We start from the raw sequence: 16,792 nt of genomic DNA, 5'->3' as shown, positions 1-16,792 counted from the left end.
ATTTTATTTCTGATTTTTAGAAAGTTTTTTACTTTTAAATACTCTTGTTAATCTACTATTTGTTGGGTATTGTCGGTGTTTTGTCATGTTATTAAAAACAAGTGCGGTGATAAATAATATTAAAGTACCTGTTAATACTGGAGAAAAAACATAAAAATACCCCAAACTCTTTATTTTTTCTGTACCAATAACAGCAATAAGAGCTGTTGCGCCGCCAGGCGGATGTAAGGTTTTTGTAATCTGCATAATTACAATAGAACTCGCAACGGCAAGTGGAGCTGTAATCCATATTATATCAGGGCAAAATTTAAATACGGTTACACCAATGAAAGCAGAAATTATTTGGCCACCAATAAAATTAAGTGGTTGCGCAAGCGGACTTTGTATAGCGCCAAAAATAAGCACACTAGCAGCTCCAAAAGATCCTATTAAAAGAATATTTTCTAGTCGAGGTAAATAAGAAGCTTGAATAAAGGCTATTAATCCGATTCCAAAAAAAGCACCGATAAAAGACCAAAATTGCTCTTTAAAGTCAATTAATGTTTCTTTATAAATGATATATTTTGAAATCCTTGCATTTCTCTTTATTTTTTGACCTAATATTTTACTTTTTTTAGTCACTATTTTAAAATTATTTTTGATACGTTAAACAACTGGAACTTATATTAAATAATAGCATTGTTATCTAAGGTTTATTCTTTTACTAAAGTGTCTATAAAGCTCTTAAATTCATTTTTAAAATCAATGTATTTTTGTCCGGTAGCTGGTCCGTTAAAACCTGTATGTATTTTACGTACTTTACCTTTTTTATCAATAAAAACAGTTGTTGGGTAAGAAAGTATATGGTTTAACATTGGCAATTTTTCAGCAGCCTCTTTTTTATTAACACCTTTGTATTGGGCTAATAAAATAGGGTAGGTTATTTTTAATCGGGTTTTTAATCGATTAATCTTTTCAAAGGCTTTTTCAGGAGTTTTATCTATTTCGAAGGCGAGTGCTACGAATTGTATAGCTGTGTTTGAATTCTTTTTTAAATAATCTACATAATACATCGTTTCATCTAAACAGTTAGGACACCAAGTACCCATAATTTGTACTAAAGTAACCTTATTTTTAAAAAGTTCATCAGAATAAGAAACCAATTTACCAGATTCATCAGGGAAAGAAAAATTGAAACTATTGTAACCTTTGTTCAAAGTAGTAAGAGTATTCTCACTTGGTAATTCATAATTTGTATTTAATTTAGCAGTAAATGATTCTTTCCAATGGTTTCCAGAGTAAAAAACACCAGTTAGCGTTGAGTCAGTTACTTTGGCGGTAAATAAGAAAGCATGCGCACCATCAAAAGTAGATAATTTTAAGGAGTCACCATTTACGATACCTTCTAAATAACGATAATCACCAGTAGTTGTTCTAAAAGTACCAACGACTTTGTTTTTATTTTGAGAAAATATTCCTTTTGCAATATAACGGTCTTCTTTTTTATTAGGACTAAAAATTGTTTGCCAGTTTCCTGTAATATTATATAGTGGTTTTTTAGTTGTTTTAAATCTAGATGTATTTTTGGTTGTAGCATTAAATAAAACAGACCTGTTTAAAGAGGGTTTTACAAAATAACCTTTTAATGACTTGTCATCAGAAATTTTAGCTACAATATAACCTTCAAAAACGGGAGTTTGTATATAAATAGAATCATTTTTATAGGTGATTTCATCTACAATAATAACTTCATCTGCGTTATATATTTCAATTAAATTATTAGATTTAACTTTAAATTGAAACGGAATTTCTTGATTATCTTGTATTTTTAAGCTTGCTCTATAAGTTGTTAATTCTAATAAGTTATCTTGTTTTTTACAAGAAGAAAGACATAAAAGTATAGTAGCAAAGGCAAGTATTTTCATTTTAATAGTCATGTAAAAATGCATTTAACTTTCTTTTTTTTAATGAAGGGGAATATTTCAAAAAAAGAATATAATTTTTTATTTAATAAAACGTTATTTTGTTTAATTATAATCAAATATATTTATATCAAACTTTAAACTCTAATATTTATGAAAAAACTATTTTTTTTAGCAACATTCTTTGTTTCTGTTGCATCGTATTCTCAAATTGAATTTATAGAAACCGCAAGAGTAGAAATTGTGGGTAGGGTTGAATTTGTTTACCTAGAGAAGTTAGGTGATGAAGCATATAATTTATTTTATAAAAATATAAATAACCCTATAAACGAGTATGTTTCATTTACGTTTAAAAATGTAGATAATGATGCTGATAAATTGCATGCAATAATGGTTAGAGGTTTTGAAGAGGCTGCAGGTAGTAAATATCAAATAAAAGCAAATGGAGACGTTGTTTACTTAAAGTACGAACGACATGAAGGTGAAATTAAGCTGCAAATTGAACAATATGTAAGTAGAGAACCAGATGTTTTAACAGAATCTAAATTGTTAACATTAGATGAAATTAACAAGTTATTTAAAAAATAACGAATATTGAATGTATATAAAAAACCCGCTATCATAGCGGGTTTTTTTGATATATAAACGAAAGTAAATATTATTTTTTTACTTTATTTTTAAATTTATCAAACTTGTTAGCTGTTTTCTTTGGCCAGCTATTGTTAGATGTATCAACATCTGCAGTTTCAAAATCAGGATCTACAGTAATATTTGTAACTTCTTTAGCAGAAGAAAATACTCTATATACTTTTGCGTCATCGTTCATCCAAATTTGTGCAGGAAAAGTTTCACGCTTTTTAGTTCCATCAGCATATGTTAATTCAACTATAATTGGCATTGCTAAACCTCCTGGCTTTTCAAATTCAACTTGATACATAAACTTAGGAACTTCTTTTAACTTAGCTTTTTCATCGCTAGATAAAGTATTTAAATGCTTTTCTAAAACTGAAGAATTAGCATCTTCTTTATTAGTTGTTAAAAACATTAATTCCCCTAAGTTGTTAAAATACTGTGGGTATTTTTTAATTAAACCAGCTGTTCTTTCATTTGGCTTATCAGTTAAATACATTGGCTTAACTTCTTTAATTCCGATATCAGTATAGTCAGTTGTATAAAACCATCCTCTCCAGAACCAGTCTAAATCCATTCCAGATGCATCTTCCATTGTTCTAAAGAAATCAGCAGGAGTTGGGTGTTTAAACATCCATCTTTTAGAGTAAGTTCTAAAAGCGTAGTCAAATAATTCTGGTCCCATAATAGTTTTACGTAACATATATAAACCAGCAGCTGGCTTAGAGTATGCATTTGGTCCGAATTGTTTTACATAATCTCCTTGAGACATAATAGGAGAGATATTACTTTGATCTCCGCCCATATATCTTGTAATATCTTTTGCTGGGTTTGAAGCAAATAATACTGGATCATATACGTCTTCAGCTAAAATTTCAACAAAAGAATTTAAACCTTCATCCATCCAAGTCCACTGACGTTCGTCAGAATTTACAATCATTGGAAAAAAGTTATGTCCAACTTCGTGAACAATAACACCAATCATTCCTTTTTTAGTTCTGTCAGAATAAGTTCCATCAGGATTTGGTCTACCAAAGTTGAAACAAATCATAGGATATTCCATACCTTGTCTTTCTGAGTGTACAGAAACAGCTTTAGAATAAGGGTAATCGAATGTTAATTTAGAATATTCGATAAGTGTTGTAGCAACGGCTCTTGTAGAGTGCTCTTCCCATAAAGGATTTCCTTCTTTAGGATATAAAGAAGTAGCCATAACTGTTTTACCATTAATATTTGTTGCCATAGCGTCCCAAATATATTTTCTTGAAGAAGCAAAAGCATAATCACGTACACTGTTTGCTTTATAGTGCCAAGTTTTTGTTTTTGTAGCACGACCTTTTTCTGTTTCTTCAGCTTCAGCTTGTGTAACAATCATTACAGGGTTTGCAAACGATTTTCTAGCTTTTTCTAAACGGTTACGTTGTTCTTTAGTTAAAACATCTTTTTCGTTTTGTAACTCACCAGTAGCTTCCATAATATGATCTGCAGGAACTGTAATTTTAACATCGTAATCTCCAAATTCTAAAGCAAATTCAGAACGACCCCAAAACTGCATGTTCTGCCATCCTTCTACGTTATCATAAACTGCTAAACGTGGAAAAAACTGTGCTATTGTATAGTTTTTATTTCCATCAGGAAATGTTTCTAATCCAGAACGACCTCCGTCTGCATTAATATCGTTGATTAAATAGTTCCACTTAATTTTAAATTTAAATACTTCACCAGAAGCCAAAGGCGTTGGTAAATTAATACGCATCATAGTACGATTAATTGTATGAGGTAAATCTCTACCATCTTCATACTTAACAGCTTCAATTTTGTATCCAAAATCTTTAGCTTCATCCATATTACTGCTTACAAACTGCTTTGGTGTTTGAAAACCACTAGCTCCTTTAGATTGTGCTAACGGAGTTTTAGAGTCTGGTGCACGCATATTTTGATCTAACTGAACCCATAAATATTCTAAAGCATCTTTAGAATTGTTATGATATGTAATGGTTTCATTACCATAAATTCTATCATTTTGCTCGTCTAAACGAATGTCCATTACATAATCAACTTTTTGTTGTGTGTATTGGTGTCCAGGAGCTCCAGAAGCAGTTCTTTGGTCGTTTGGAGTTGCTAATACGTCTTTTAGTTGACGGAATTTGTTTTGATCGGTATGACCTTTTTGAGGCTCTTTTTTGGGTGTTTCTTGTGCAAATATTGATGCAGAAACAAAAAGGGCTGAAAGTAATAGCGTAGCGTATTTTTTCATTTTTTGTTTGATTTAGTTAAAAATATGCGGGAAGTTACTAAATTTTGAGAAGTAGAAAACAGTGTTTGTTAAAATTTTAACAAACCTTTATACAATTTAGGTGCAAAAAAAAGCGGTACAATTATCTTGTACCGCTTTTAACTTTAAATATGTTTATTTTAACCTTTAACCTTATTCTTAAATTTATCGAATTTAGTTGTTGTTTTTTTAGGCCAACTATTGTTAGATGTATCTACATCTGCAGTTTCTAAATCAGGATCGATTGTAATATTTTGTACTTCTTTTGATGAAGAAAATACTTTTGTTACTTCCTTATCATTGTACCTCCAAATTTGTGCAGGATATGTTTTCTTTTCTTTTGTTCCGTCTTTATAAGTAAACTCAACAATAATAGGCATTACTAAACCACCTGGTTTGTTATAAGTAATTTCATAATGATATTTACTTTGTTTTTTAGTAAAACCTAAACCATTAGAAGTGTCTTCTGTAAAATTAACAGAATCATCTTCATTTGTAGTTGTATAAAATTTCTTTACTTCTTTTACACCAATATCAGTAACATCGGTTGAGTAAAACCATCCTCTCCAAAACCAATCTAAATCCATTGCCGAAGCATCTTCCATAGATCTAAAGAAATCAGCAGGAGTAGGGTGTTTAAATTTCCATCTTTTAGAATAGGTTGCAAACGCATGGTCAAATAATTCTTTTCCCATAATGGTTTCTCTTAAAATCCATAAGGCAGTTGCAGGTTTACCGTAAGCGTTGTTACCAAAACTATATACATTATCTCCTTTAGACATAATTGGTGCAATTCTGGCTTGATCTCCGCTCATATATTTTACAATATTCTTCGGATATCCTCTTGTTATAGGAAAGTCTTTGTCGTAATCTAATTCAGCTAACATTTCCATGTAAGAGTTTAAACCTTCATCCATCCATGTCCATTGGCGTTCATCAGAATTTACAATCATCGGAAAAAAGTTATGTCCAACTTCATGAATTGTAACTTTTACCATTCTATATTTTACTCTATCTGAATAACCTCCATCAGCAAGATCTGGTCTTCCTGGATTGAAACAAATCTGCGGATATTCCATTCCCATTTGTCCGTCAACAGAAATTGCCTTGTGATACGGATAATCAAATGTATATCTCGAATATGTTTTTAACGTTTGTGCTACAGCTCTTGTAGAATGATCTCCGTATAACGGATTTGCTTCTTTAGAGTATAAAGATTCAGCCATTACTGTTTTACCATTAATATCAACAGCCATTGCATCGAAAATAAATTTTCTTGAAGTTGCAAAAGCATAATCTCTTACATTGGTCGCTTTAAATTTCCAAGTTTTTGTTTTTTTAGAACGTCCTTGTTCAATTTTTTCAGCTTCTTTCTGAGTTCTAATAATAACAGGCTTGTCGAAAGTTTTTCTAGCGGTTTCTATTCTCTTTAATTCCGTTTTAGAAAAAACATCTTTTTTGTTTAGTAAAACACCAGTTGCGCCTAACATATGATCTGCAGGAACAGTAATATTTACATTAAAATCTCCAAATTCTAAAGCAAATTCACTTCTTCCCCAAAACTGATCATTTTGCCAGCCTTCAACATTATCATACACACATAATCTTGGGTAAAATTGTGCAATTACATAATTGTTATTATTGTCTTCAGGAAAATGTTCGTAACCAGATCTACCACCTTGAGTTCTGTGATTATTGATATAATACCACCAATTAATATTAAACTTAAATGTATCGCCAGAAGCTAATGGTTGCGGTAAATTAATACGCATCATTGTTTGGTTAATGGTGTGTGATAATTTTGTTCCGTCTGCGTTGGTAACATTTGTAATTTTGAATCCACCATCAAAAGGCTTTTCAGGAAAAGCTCTGTCATAAAAACGTTTAGGCAATTTTTTACGAATTTTAGTTGGAGCAATATCTGGAGTTTTAGAATCTGCTGCACGCATATTTTGATCTAACTGCACCCATAAATAAGTTAATTCATCTGTAGAATTATTATGGTAGGTAATTGTTTCGTTACCTGTAATACTTTGTTTATCGTCATTCAATACGATATCCATTGTATAATCAACTTTTTGTTGTGTGTATTTTATTCCAGGAGCTCCTGAAGCCGTACGTTGACTATTTGGTGTTGGTAATTCTTGTTTTAATTGTCTGAATTTGTTTTGATTCGTATGTCCTTCTTTAGTAATTTGCTGAGCAAAAACAGTTGCTATGGCAAAAAAAATAGAGAAAACGAATAAAATATTTTTTTTCATTCTATATGTAAATTATTTAATAGTTTTTAAAAGTAATAATTAGTAATTGGTATTGTTAAAGAATGTTAAAATTTTAACAAACCTTTATCATTTTTTTTATCTAAAAATAAACTTTTTCGAACTTTTTTGATGGAAGTTTTAATTAAGTTTTGCTGTTCAGGAAAATGATTTATTAATACATCGTTTTGTATTTCGATGGCTTTTATATTGGTAATGTTTTCAATTTCTAAATAAAAATAAACAATATCACCATCGTATTCTTTACCGATAAAACGATAGGTTACATTAGTGTCGTTTATTTTAACTCTAAAATGTTTTTGTAAATAATTAAAGAAAAGTTCATCAACTTTTTTAAACTCATCTTTTGTAGTTAATTGTAAATCTACGTTGTAGTCTTTATTAATGGCATTTTCTATATCATCAATAAAAACATTCATAATCATTTGAACAGATTGTGTTTTTTCTTTGTATTCAATTTCTGTTAAAGAAATATAGTATTTGTGAACACTAAAAGAGAATAGTGGAAGGATAAATAATAGTATAAATATTTTTTTCATAACTTTTTAAAGACCAATTATTGCGCCAAATTACTAATTATAATTGTTTGAATGTAGTTTTTTAAAGGCTTCGGATTTCTTTTTTAAAAATAGAATCATATTTATGTTACCTGAATTATAAATCTGATTAAAATTTTCATCAGAAGTACAAAAATAAATAAACTTGTAAACGTCTGATTCTTTGATGTTATACTCCTTTACAATATGTTTAGAATACGTGTTTTTTAATTTTTTTACTTTTACCTCTAAAGTTTCAATAGATTTAAGTTTTCGGAGTTTAGTTATCCTTCCGGAAATACTATTAATGATATAATCTAAAGAAACAGAGGTTAAGCCTATCGGATGACTTCCTCCCATTGCAGTATGTAATTTTCTTTCGGCAGGCGTCATTATTCTAGAGCCAGCATAAGGAAGTTTTAATGTTTCTGCATTTATTTCTTTTGTAGAGGTAATATTTTTACTGTCTGAACTTAAATACCCTAAAAGATTATTTTTTTTTAAGGCAACTTCATCTAATTCATACAATGTTTTCTCTAACTCAAAGCTGTTTTTTTGTATTCCGAAATGCTTAATTTTCACAATAAAAACAGCTGTTTTATAACCCATAAAAGATATTTGCAAAGAATCGTTTACTTTTGCTAAAACTCTAAATTCGCCATTTTCATTGGTAAAAGTACCTTGTTTAGAATTTAAGTTAACAACATGCGCGTTATAAACACCGCCAATCTTATCTTTTACATCAGCATACAAGAATTTTCGATTTTCCTGAGATTGTGTTTTTAAAAAAGAAATTAATATAATAAAAAAGACTAACCGTTTATTCATTCGGGTGAATTTATAATTTTTAAATAACTTATACTTTCTTGTTGCAATATTTTTAACATTTCTAAGACTTTGCCATCTTTATATAGTCCTTCTATATTTAAGGAATTACAGTAAGCTAAAAAGTGGTGATATTTTTCTTTTGGAATTTTTAATTCATCAAAAAAGAATTTTTCACCAAACTGAGAAATTAACATGTTAGGAAAATTCTCTTTATATTTAATTTCTTTTCGAACTCTTCTTTTTTCTGCAGCATATTTATCGGGACCAGAATTAAAACCACCACCTACACCAGCAAATTTAGCTGTAGGATCCGTTTGTTTTTGCATGTTTGGCGCTTTAGAACGGTCTATAGCATCAACGGTAGTACTAACCACTTTTTCAAAATCTATCATCGAAAAATCTAAAGCACTTTTAGATTTGTCTTTTCCAATATCTTTAGGTGTTTTTTTTGCATCAACACCTAATGAGCCTATTAAATCATGTTTTTTTAATATAATTTCATCAAGCTCAAGAACCTCTTTTTCTAAAATAATTTCATTCTTAAATAAGCCGAAATTCTTAATTTTCACCTTAAAAAAGGTTGTTTTATAGCCAACAAACGATATTTGTAAGGAATCATTAACTTTTGCTAAGATCCTAAACTCACCTTCTTCATTAGTATAAGTTCCTTGGTTTGTTTTTAGATTAATTATATGTGCGTTAGATACTGCTCCGATTTTATCTTTTATCGTAGCATATATAAATTTTCGATTTTCTTGAGCAAAGATTTTAAAAGAAATAGTAAAAAAAAATAAAAGTAAGAGTAGTTGTTTTTTCATAGATTTATTTTTGAGTAACCCGAGTGTTTTCTTTATGTAAAAGATACGGAGAGTTTTTACTATTATCCAATAAAACTGTAGTAAGTTCTAAAAATTTATCTTTTCTATATAAATTGATAATACCTTTTGAGATGCAAAATTCTAAAAACGGATTGATGTTTTCTTTTGTTATTTTCAGCTGATAAATAAAGAAGCTATCTGTAAAATGCTTTCTTATTTTAATGATATTTTCATCTTCGATCTTTAATTTTTTAAAAACCTTTTTTTGTTTTGTATTACCGTTCAAAGCATTCACGAGTCCACCTAAATTAACAGACAAACCTGAGTTAATAGCTACCGTTTTTTTACCTTTAATCTGTTGGTTTTTAGCGTACGGTAACTTTAATGTTTGGGCATTAACAATTGGGCCTTTGTATATTAGTATGTCTTTGTCAACTTCAAAAATACCTTTCTTTTTTTAAGAACAATTTCATCTAACATATAAGTTTTACTATCTAAATGAATGTTAATCTGTTGCAATCTTAAATCATCCTCTGTAATAAGGTGTTCTTTATATTCGAAGTTTACGTGAGAAATTATTAAAACATCACCTTTTGCAGCAAGAATTTCAAAACGACCTTTTTTATCAGAAACCGAACCGATATCTAATTTAGAATTGATAATATGTACGTCTTCCAAAGCTAAACTATCTAAATAAATAGTTCCGGAAACAATTTTAGCATTGTTTTGAGCAACGATAATTAATGAAGTTAAGTAGCATATAAAAAATAAAAACTTTCTCATTTTACAAAGAAACTACCTACTTGTCTTAAAAATGTTTTAAAAGGATGGTAATTTTTTGTTAATTTGAGGTATGAAAAAACTTATTATAGCTAGTACATCAACGATTCACGGAAGCGGATATTTAGAATATATATTACCAACGCTAACTACTTTCTTTAAAGAAGCGAATACTATTTTATTTATTCCTTATGCAAGGCCTGGCGGAATAAGTTACGACGAGTATACCGCTATTGCTAAAAAAGCTTTTGCTACGATTGCTAAAAAAGTAAAAGGTATTCATGAGTTCGAGAATCCGAAGGAAGCATTAAAACAAGCGGATGGGATTTTTACAGGTGGAGGAAATACTTTTGAACTGGTAAATCAATTATATAAAAACGATGTAATAAGCGCTTTAAAAGAAGTTGTAGAGAACGGAACGCCCTATTTAGGAACCAGTGCCGGAAGTAATATTTGCGGAGTAACGATGATGAATACCAACGATATGCCAATTGTATATCCGCCAAGTTTTAAAACGTTAGAATTTATTCCGTTTAATATAAATGCACATTATTTAGATCCTATTGAAAATTCTACGCATATGGGAGAAACCCGTGAAACAAGAATAAAGGAGTATCATGTATTTAATATGACTTCAGTTTTAGGTTTGCGAGAAGGAAGTTGGTTAGAAGTAAATGGAGATTCGATTGTTTTAAAAGGGAGTTTATCTGCTCGATTATTTCAAAAAGATAAGATGCCTGTTGAATTGGCAACAAATAAAGAAATAAAAATTTAGCCAAAAAAAACTCCAAACATTTGTTTGGAGTTTTTTACTTGTTATAAATCATTTCGTTTACAAGCGAGTAATGTGTTTTTTAGTAACATGGCAATAGTCATTGGACCTACGCCACCAGGAACTGGTGTTATAAATGCTGATTTTTCAGATACTTCATTAAAAGCAACATCACCAACTAAACGAAAACCTCGTTTTTTAGAAGAGTCAGCAACACGGGTAATTCCAACATCAATAACAGTAACATTATCCTTAACCATATCGGCTTTTAAAAATTCAGGAATACCTAAAGCAGCAATAATAATATCAGCTTGTAAAGTAATTTCTTTTAAGTTTTTGGTTCTACTATGTGTTAAAGTAACAGTTGCGTTACCTATTTTTCTTTTCTGAGCCAATAAAATACTCATTGGGCTACCTACAATATGACTACGACCAATAACGACAACATTCTTCCCGCTAGTTTCAACATTATAGCGATCTAACAATTCTAAAATTCCAAAAGGCGTAGCAGAAATAAACGTAGGTAAGTTTAAGGCCATTTTACCAACATTTGTTGGGTGAAATCCGTCTACATCTTTATCCGGATTTACGGCCATTAATACTTTTTGTTCATCAATATGATCGGGTAGTGGTAACTGTACAATAAAACCATCAATATCATTATCGATATTTAAAATGGCAATTTCATTAAGTAATTCTTCTTCGGTTGTTTCTTCAGAAAGTCTAATTAAAGAAGATTCAAAACCTACACGGTCACATGCTTTTACCTTTGCGTTAACGTAGGTTAAACTAGCGCCATCGTTACCAACAATAATGGCTGCTAAATGAGGTGTTTTTTTATCTTGATTCTTTAAATCTAATACCTCAAGAGCAATTTCTTCTTTAATATCTGCGGATGTTTTTTTACCGTCTAGTAAAATCATTGTGTTGTTGTGTTGTAGTGATTGTTAAACTTATATGTAAAAAAAGAGAAGCCACAGCAGCTTCTCTTTTATATTATTTCATTCCTTTCATCATTTGCATCATTTTTCTTCCGCCACCACCTTGCATCATTTTCATCATTTTGCTCATCTGATTGAACTGCTTCATTAACTGGTTTATTTCTTGAACAGAGGTACCAGAACCTTTTGCTATTCTTTTCTTACGACTTGCGTTTATGGAAGAAGGTGTACTTCTTTCTAGCGGAGTCATAGATTGTATAATTGCTTCGATACCTGTAAAAGCATCGTCTTCTATTTCAACATCTTTTAGGGCTTTTCCTGCACCAGGAATCATACCTACAAGATCTTTCATGCTACCCATTTTTTTGATTTGTTGTATTTGACTTAAAAAGTCATCAAAACCAAATTGATCTTTAGCAATTTTCTTTTGTAATTTTCTAGCTTCATCTTCATCGTATTGTTCTTGAGCACGTTCTACTAAAGAGATAACGTCTCCCATACCCAAAATACGATCTGCCATACGATCTGGATAGAATACATCAATTGCATCCATCTTTTCACCAGTACCAATAAACTTAATTGGTTTATTTACGACCGATTTTATCGATAAAGCAGCTCCACCACGTGTATCACCATCTAATTTGGTTAATACAACACCATCGAAGTTTAAAATATCATTAAAGGCTTTTGCAGTATTTACAGCATCTTGCCCTGTCATAGCATCTACAACAAATAATGTTTCTTGCGGATTAACAGCTTTGTGAATGTTAGAAATTTCATTCATCATTTCTTCATCAACAGCTAAACGACCGGCAGTATCAATAATAACTACATTCTTACCGTTTGCTTTTGCATGCTTAATAGCATTTAAAGAAATTTCAACAGGATTTTTATTTTCTACTTCAGCATATACATCAACACCAATTTGTTCTCCAACAACTTGTAACTGATTAATAGCGGCAGGACGATACACATCACAACCTACTAATAATACTTCTTTAGATTTTTTAGTTTTTAAGAAGTTAGCCAATTTACCAGAAAAGGTAGTTTTACCAGATCCTTGTAAACCAGACATTAAAATTACACTAAGAGAGCCGCCTAAGTTAACACCAACAGTATCACCTCCCATTAATTCAGTAAGTTCGTCTTTAACTAACTTTACCATTAATTGGCCAGGGTTTAACGTAGTTAATACGTCTTGACCTATCGCTTTTTTCTGAACTCTTTTTGTAAAATCTTTAGCTATCTTAAAGTTAACATCGGCATCCAATAAAGCTCTACGAACTTCCTTTAGCGTTTCTGCAACATTAACTTCAGTAATTTTTCCGTGTCCTTTAAGCGTGTGTAACGCTTTATCTAACTTTTCACTTAAATTATTAAACATGTATCGGCTTCATTTTTAGAGGCACAAATATAGTAATTAGACTTTAGATGTTAGACTTTAGATGCTAGATTTTTAGTCTTTTTTTAAGAAAAATAGATGATAAATAAAATTAAGTAATTTTTCAAGAAGGTTAAAAATTAAAAACTAATGCTTCTCTTTTAAAATAGTAGTGTGATGCTCGGTATGATAACCAGTCCACATAATAATTTCTCTAATTGGCATTTTACCCATTAATGGATGAGGAAGAATTAGGGAATTTAAATCTTTGTTTTTCCAACGTTTCGTTTTGTGTTGTAGTTTTTTATTTTGTACTTGAAGAGTTGCTAATAATTGGTTAAATTTAATTTTTGAAGGTGTTTTTATTTCAATATTAAATTTCCTGGCTCTTTCTTGATTTTTAGAAAGCTTCTCTTGATAGCGTTTTGCAACTTCATCATAAGAACGAACTTCTCTGTTTGAACTTCCGAATTTATATTTTAATAAAAATTTAGGATAACTCAATGCATTATTTACTTGCTTTATTGAAGCTACTAAATGAACAATGTGTTGTCCGGTAGTCCATTTTCCTTCAGGACCCTTTTCATAAGAATCTTCAGGTTGTTTATGTATCCAATTAAATAATTCTTGATGTTTATCCTCTAATAAAGAAATTATAGTTTCTTTTTCCATTATAAAATAGTTTTTTTGCAAACCTGAAATTTATTCAAGTAAACGGATTTGTTTTTCATAAATCGTCTGTAAAATGTTTACGAGATTTTTCTTTACTAAACTTTTCAGCATTATATTCTTTAGAGTTTCCTTTTGCTACAGATAAAGATTTCCAATCATCTCCAGCTGATAATTTACCTAAAAAAACGATTTGACCTACGTGATACGAATAGTGACATAATTGTCTATTTATGGCTTCAGTTATACTATGACCTTGGTTTCTGATATAAACTATAGTATCAGAATTTTCTTTAGTTATAGTATTTAGTGCGTTAAATAAACATTGCCAACCCATTTCCCAACAAGCGATTACTTCTTCTTGTGAGGTAAAAGAATTTATAAATTCATCATCTCGGTTACGCCATTCTTTTTCTCCATCTTCTGTTAAAAAACAGGTCCAACGAGAACGCATATTGCCTGATATATGTTTTACAATAATAGCTATAGAACTGTCTTCTTTATTTTGTTTCCAGAAAAACTGATCACGATTTAATTGCGCAAATGTTTTATCTCCTAAAAGTTTATAATATTCAAACTGTTTTATTGCACTTGGTAAGTAAGATGCATCCATAAAAAAAGAGCTGATTATATCAGCTCTAATGTACTATTTTTAATTGAATTATTTTTTAGGGATAAAATTTAGTGCAGCGCCATTAATACAATGACGAATGCCTGTTGTTTTTGTTGGGCCATCATTAAATGCATGTCCTAAATGACCGCCACAAGTATTGCATTTTAACTCGGTACGTGCATGACCTATTTTATAATCAACATCTAATTCAACATTTTTTTCTATCGCCCTATCAAAAGCAGGCCAACCAGAACGAGAATCATACTTGTTTTTAGATTTATACAGAGGTGTATTGCAAGCGGCGCAAACATATAACCCTTTTTTATAATTATTATTTAATGAGCTAGAGTTTTGACGTTCTGTACCAGCCTCTCTAAGAACGTAATATTGTATTGGTGTTAAAATACTTTTCCATTCTTTAGCTGTTTTTGAAACTTTATATGTTTTTTTGTCTTGAGCAATCCCCGAACAATTAACAAAAGTTATTAAAAATAAAGCTATTATACTATTTTTCATAATTACTGAATAATAAAATCAACAATATCAGAAGTTACCTTTTTGTTACGAAGTATTTTAGTGTGACCTAAGCCTTTGGTGATTAAAAGTTTTCCTTCTTTTGTATTTTGACGAATATTTATTGCGCAACTTACAGGAACATCGCCATCATTAGAATCATGAACTATTAAAACAGGAATGTTTATATTTTTAGCAACAATACTCGATGAATGAAGATCTATGTCTGTATTCCATTGTTTATCAAAAATGCTTTTCATTTTAGAAGCAACAACCGACTTTACTTTTAAGTTTTTAGTAAAGTTTAAAATAACGTCAGAAATTTTATCAGCAGCACCAACAGTTACCAACTTATTAATTTTAAAATTATCAGCCACACTGTTGTATAAACACATACCACCAAAAGAATGCCCTACGGCAGCATCAAAAGGTCCAAAGTGATTGTCTATTTCGGTAATGGTGTCTAAAAAATCGGGCATCATCGTTGTTTTTCCTTCAGAGTTACCGTGAGCAGGACCATCAAAAGAGATAACCATATATCCTTTTTCTAAAAGTTTATCAGCAATCATAAATAATTGTGTGCTTCTTCCAGCCCAACCGTGTACTAGTAAAACTTTCTTTTTAGAATATCCATAAGATAGTATTTCTACTTTTTTAGAAATATTAGGTATGGTTATTGTTTTCTTTTGTGCGCTTTTTAGCATTACTTTTTCTCTTTTAGGAATAGTAAATTTTATAGGAGTGCTAAATAACTTTATGCCAAACTTAGCAGTTAAACTAGTTGAGAAAAACTGAGTGGTTTTTGCTGCTAATATAATTGGTTTAGGAATATTTAAACTAGGAGGAAATAATATTGAATTTTTAAAATTCATGTAAATAATTTTTAAGATAAAGATAGAATTTGTAAATTTAAACATACAAATTGTTTACTACTTTTGTGACACTATTTTTTAGTGTGTCTTAATTAAAACAATCAAAAATAAATAAAAACAATAATAAATGAAAAGAATTATAGCCTTAGGAATTGTTGCAATATTTTTAATACAATGTAGTACAGTGCCTATTACAGGAAGAAAACGACTTAACTTTGTGAGTGATGCAGAAGTGTTACCTGCTAGTTTTGCACAATATAAAGGGTTTTTAGAAGAAAATAAATTATCTAAAGACGTTTCTAAATCTAATCAAATTAAAAGAGTAGGTAAAAATATTTCGGAAGCTGTAGATCGTTTCATGAGAGCAAACGGAATGAAATCTGAAGCAGATTCCTATAAGTGGGAGTTTAATTTAGTAGAAGATAAAACTGTAAATGCTTGGTGTTTACCAGGAGGTAAAGTTGTTTTTTATACAGGTATCTTACCAATTTGTGCTAACGAAGACGGTATTGCTGCGGTTATGGGGCACGAAGTAGCACATGCTTTTGCAAAGCATGGTCAAGAACGTATGTCTACTGGGCAATTACAACAATTAGGTGGTGCAGCAGTAGCTTTAGGTACTAGAAATAGTAAAAATTCAGCTATTTTTAATACAGCTTATGGTTTGGGAACTCAAGTAGGTGTAATGTTGCCTTTTAGTAGAAGTCACGAAACAGAAGCAGATAAATTAGGTTTAGTGTTTATGTTAATGGCGGGTTATAATGGTTCGGAAGCTGCCGAGGTTTGGGTTAGGATGAGTCAACGAACAAAAGGACAAAAAGCTCCGGCAGAATTTATGAGCACACACCCTTCTAATCAAACACGTATTAATACACTTAGATCGTATTTACCAGAAGCAAAAAAATTAGCAGCAAAATTTAATGTACCTGGAAAATAATTAGAGAGTAAATTATATTATATTGCAAACCGTTCATTTTATGAGCG

18 protein-coding genes are annotated in these 16,792 nt (G+C 30.4%); 3 read left to right on the top strand and 15 right to left on the bottom strand.

What is annotated here, in order from left to right; genetic code table 11:
• Nucleotides 1–3: 3 nt before the first annotated feature.
• A complete protein-coding gene (locus RRF68_RS03720; RefSeq protein WP_315945057.1) occupies nt 4–621 on the bottom strand; it encodes an HPP family protein in 618 nt (205 codons plus the stop codon).
• Between the two features lie 71 nt (nt 622–692).
• The gene (locus RRF68_RS03715; protein WP_315945056.1) at nt 693–1,904 is read right to left on the bottom strand and encodes a TlpA disulfide reductase family protein; all 1,212 of its coding nucleotides are present in this window, start codon (nt 1,902–1,904) and stop codon (nt 693–695) included.
• Nucleotides 1,905–2,054: 150 nt separating this feature from the next.
• On the opposite strand from RRF68_RS03715, the gene RRF68_RS03710 reads away from it, so the two are divergent.
• Nucleotides 2,055–2,489, top strand: a complete 435-nt coding sequence (locus RRF68_RS03710) for a hypothetical protein (protein WP_218772359.1) — start codon at nt 2,055–2,057, stop codon at nt 2,487–2,489.
• 70 nt (nt 2,490–2,559) lie between these two features.
• Here RRF68_RS03710 and RRF68_RS03705 read toward each other — a convergent pair whose 3' ends face one another.
• The 7 genes from RRF68_RS03705 to RRF68_RS03675 form a co-directional block, all read right to left on the bottom strand.
• On the bottom strand, nt 2,560–4,788 hold the full coding sequence (locus tag RRF68_RS03705; protein ID WP_218772360.1) for a M1 family metallopeptidase: 2,229 nt from the start codon (nt 4,786–4,788) through the stop codon (nt 2,560–2,562).
• A 158-nt stretch (nt 4,789–4,946) separates the two neighbouring features.
• Nucleotides 4,947–7,067, bottom strand: coding sequence for a M1 family metallopeptidase (locus RRF68_RS03700; RefSeq protein ID WP_315945055.1), 2,121 nt, complete (start codon nt 7,065–7,067; stop codon nt 4,947–4,949).
• A gap of 65 nt (nt 7,068–7,132) precedes the next feature.
• Nucleotides 7,133–7,624, bottom strand: coding sequence for a DUF6702 family protein (locus RRF68_RS03695; RefSeq protein ID WP_275316249.1), 492 nt, complete (start codon nt 7,622–7,624; stop codon nt 7,133–7,135).
• Between the two features lie 33 nt (nt 7,625–7,657).
• Nucleotides 7,658–8,449, bottom strand: coding sequence for a carboxypeptidase-like regulatory domain-containing protein (locus tag RRF68_RS03690; RefSeq protein WP_315945054.1), 792 nt, complete (start codon nt 8,447–8,449; stop codon nt 7,658–7,660).
• The gene (locus RRF68_RS03685) at nt 8,446–9,267 is read right to left on the bottom strand and encodes a carboxypeptidase-like regulatory domain-containing protein (protein ID WP_315945053.1); all 822 of its coding nucleotides are present in this window, start codon (nt 9,265–9,267) and stop codon (nt 8,446–8,448) included. The genes RRF68_RS03690 and RRF68_RS03685 overlap by 4 nt, the downstream gene beginning before the upstream one ends.
• A 4-nt stretch (nt 9,268–9,271) precedes the next feature.
• Nucleotides 9,272–9,586, bottom strand: coding sequence for a hypothetical protein (locus RRF68_RS03680; protein ID WP_315945052.1), 315 nt, complete (start codon nt 9,584–9,586; stop codon nt 9,272–9,274).
• A gap of 98 nt (nt 9,587–9,684) precedes the next feature.
• The gene (locus tag RRF68_RS03675; protein WP_315945051.1) at nt 9,685–10,050 is read right to left on the bottom strand and encodes a carboxypeptidase-like regulatory domain-containing protein; all 366 of its coding nucleotides are present in this window, start codon (nt 10,048–10,050) and stop codon (nt 9,685–9,687) included.
• A gap of 70 nt (nt 10,051–10,120) precedes the next feature.
• Between RRF68_RS03675 and pepE the strand changes: the two genes are divergently transcribed.
• Entirely contained in the window at nt 10,121–10,822 is a 702-nt protein-coding gene (gene pepE, locus RRF68_RS03670; RefSeq protein WP_315945050.1) for a dipeptidase PepE, read from the top strand.
• A gap of 41 nt (nt 10,823–10,863) precedes the next feature.
• Here the strand turns inward: pepE and folD are convergent, their stop codons facing one another.
• The 6 genes from folD to RRF68_RS03640 all read right to left on the bottom strand — a co-directional run bounded on the left by folD (nt 10,864) and on the right by RRF68_RS03640 (nt 15,808).
• Nucleotides 10,864–11,742 carry a bifunctional methylenetetrahydrofolate dehydrogenase/methenyltetrahydrofolate cyclohydrolase FolD gene (gene folD / locus RRF68_RS03665; protein ID WP_315945049.1) on the bottom strand — a complete coding sequence of 293 codons (879 nt, stop codon included), beginning with the start codon at nt 11,740–11,742 and terminating at the stop codon, nt 10,864–10,866.
• Between the two features lie 73 nt (nt 11,743–11,815).
• Nucleotides 11,816–13,144, bottom strand: a complete 1,329-nt coding sequence (ffh, locus tag RRF68_RS03660; RefSeq protein WP_218772368.1) for a signal recognition particle protein — start codon at nt 13,142–13,144, stop codon at nt 11,816–11,818.
• A gap of 144 nt (nt 13,145–13,288) precedes the next feature.
• Entirely contained in the window at nt 13,289–13,813 is a 525-nt protein-coding gene (locus RRF68_RS03655; RefSeq protein WP_218772369.1) for a DinB family protein, read from the bottom strand.
• 55 nt (nt 13,814–13,868) lie between these two features.
• The gene (locus RRF68_RS03650; protein WP_315945048.1) at nt 13,869–14,423 is read right to left on the bottom strand and encodes a DUF1572 family protein; all 555 of its coding nucleotides are present in this window, start codon (nt 14,421–14,423) and stop codon (nt 13,869–13,871) included.
• 48 nt (nt 14,424–14,471) lie between these two features.
• Complete coding sequence (gene msrB / locus RRF68_RS03645) at nt 14,472–14,939, bottom strand: peptide-methionine (R)-S-oxide reductase MsrB (protein ID WP_275316256.1); 468 nt, start codon at nt 14,937–14,939, stop codon at nt 14,472–14,474.
• Nucleotides 14,940–14,941: 2 nt separating this feature from the next.
• Nucleotides 14,942–15,808, bottom strand: a complete 867-nt coding sequence (locus RRF68_RS03640) for an alpha/beta hydrolase (RefSeq protein ID WP_315945047.1) — start codon at nt 15,806–15,808, stop codon at nt 14,942–14,944.
• Nucleotides 15,809–15,935: 127 nt separating this feature from the next.
• On the opposite strand from RRF68_RS03640, the gene RRF68_RS03635 reads away from it, so the two are divergent.
• Complete coding sequence (locus RRF68_RS03635; RefSeq protein WP_315945046.1) at nt 15,936–16,745, top strand: M48 family metallopeptidase; 810 nt, start codon at nt 15,936–15,938, stop codon at nt 16,743–16,745.
• Nucleotides 16,746–16,792: the final 47 nt, after the last annotated feature.

Origin of the sequence: Tenacibaculum sp. HL-MS23 (assembly GCF_032463465.1) — a bacterium.
GTDB lineage: Bacteria > Bacteroidota > Bacteroidia > Flavobacteriales > Flavobacteriaceae > Polaribacter > Polaribacter bernardetii.
This window is presented reverse-complemented; position numbering and strand designations above follow the sequence as displayed.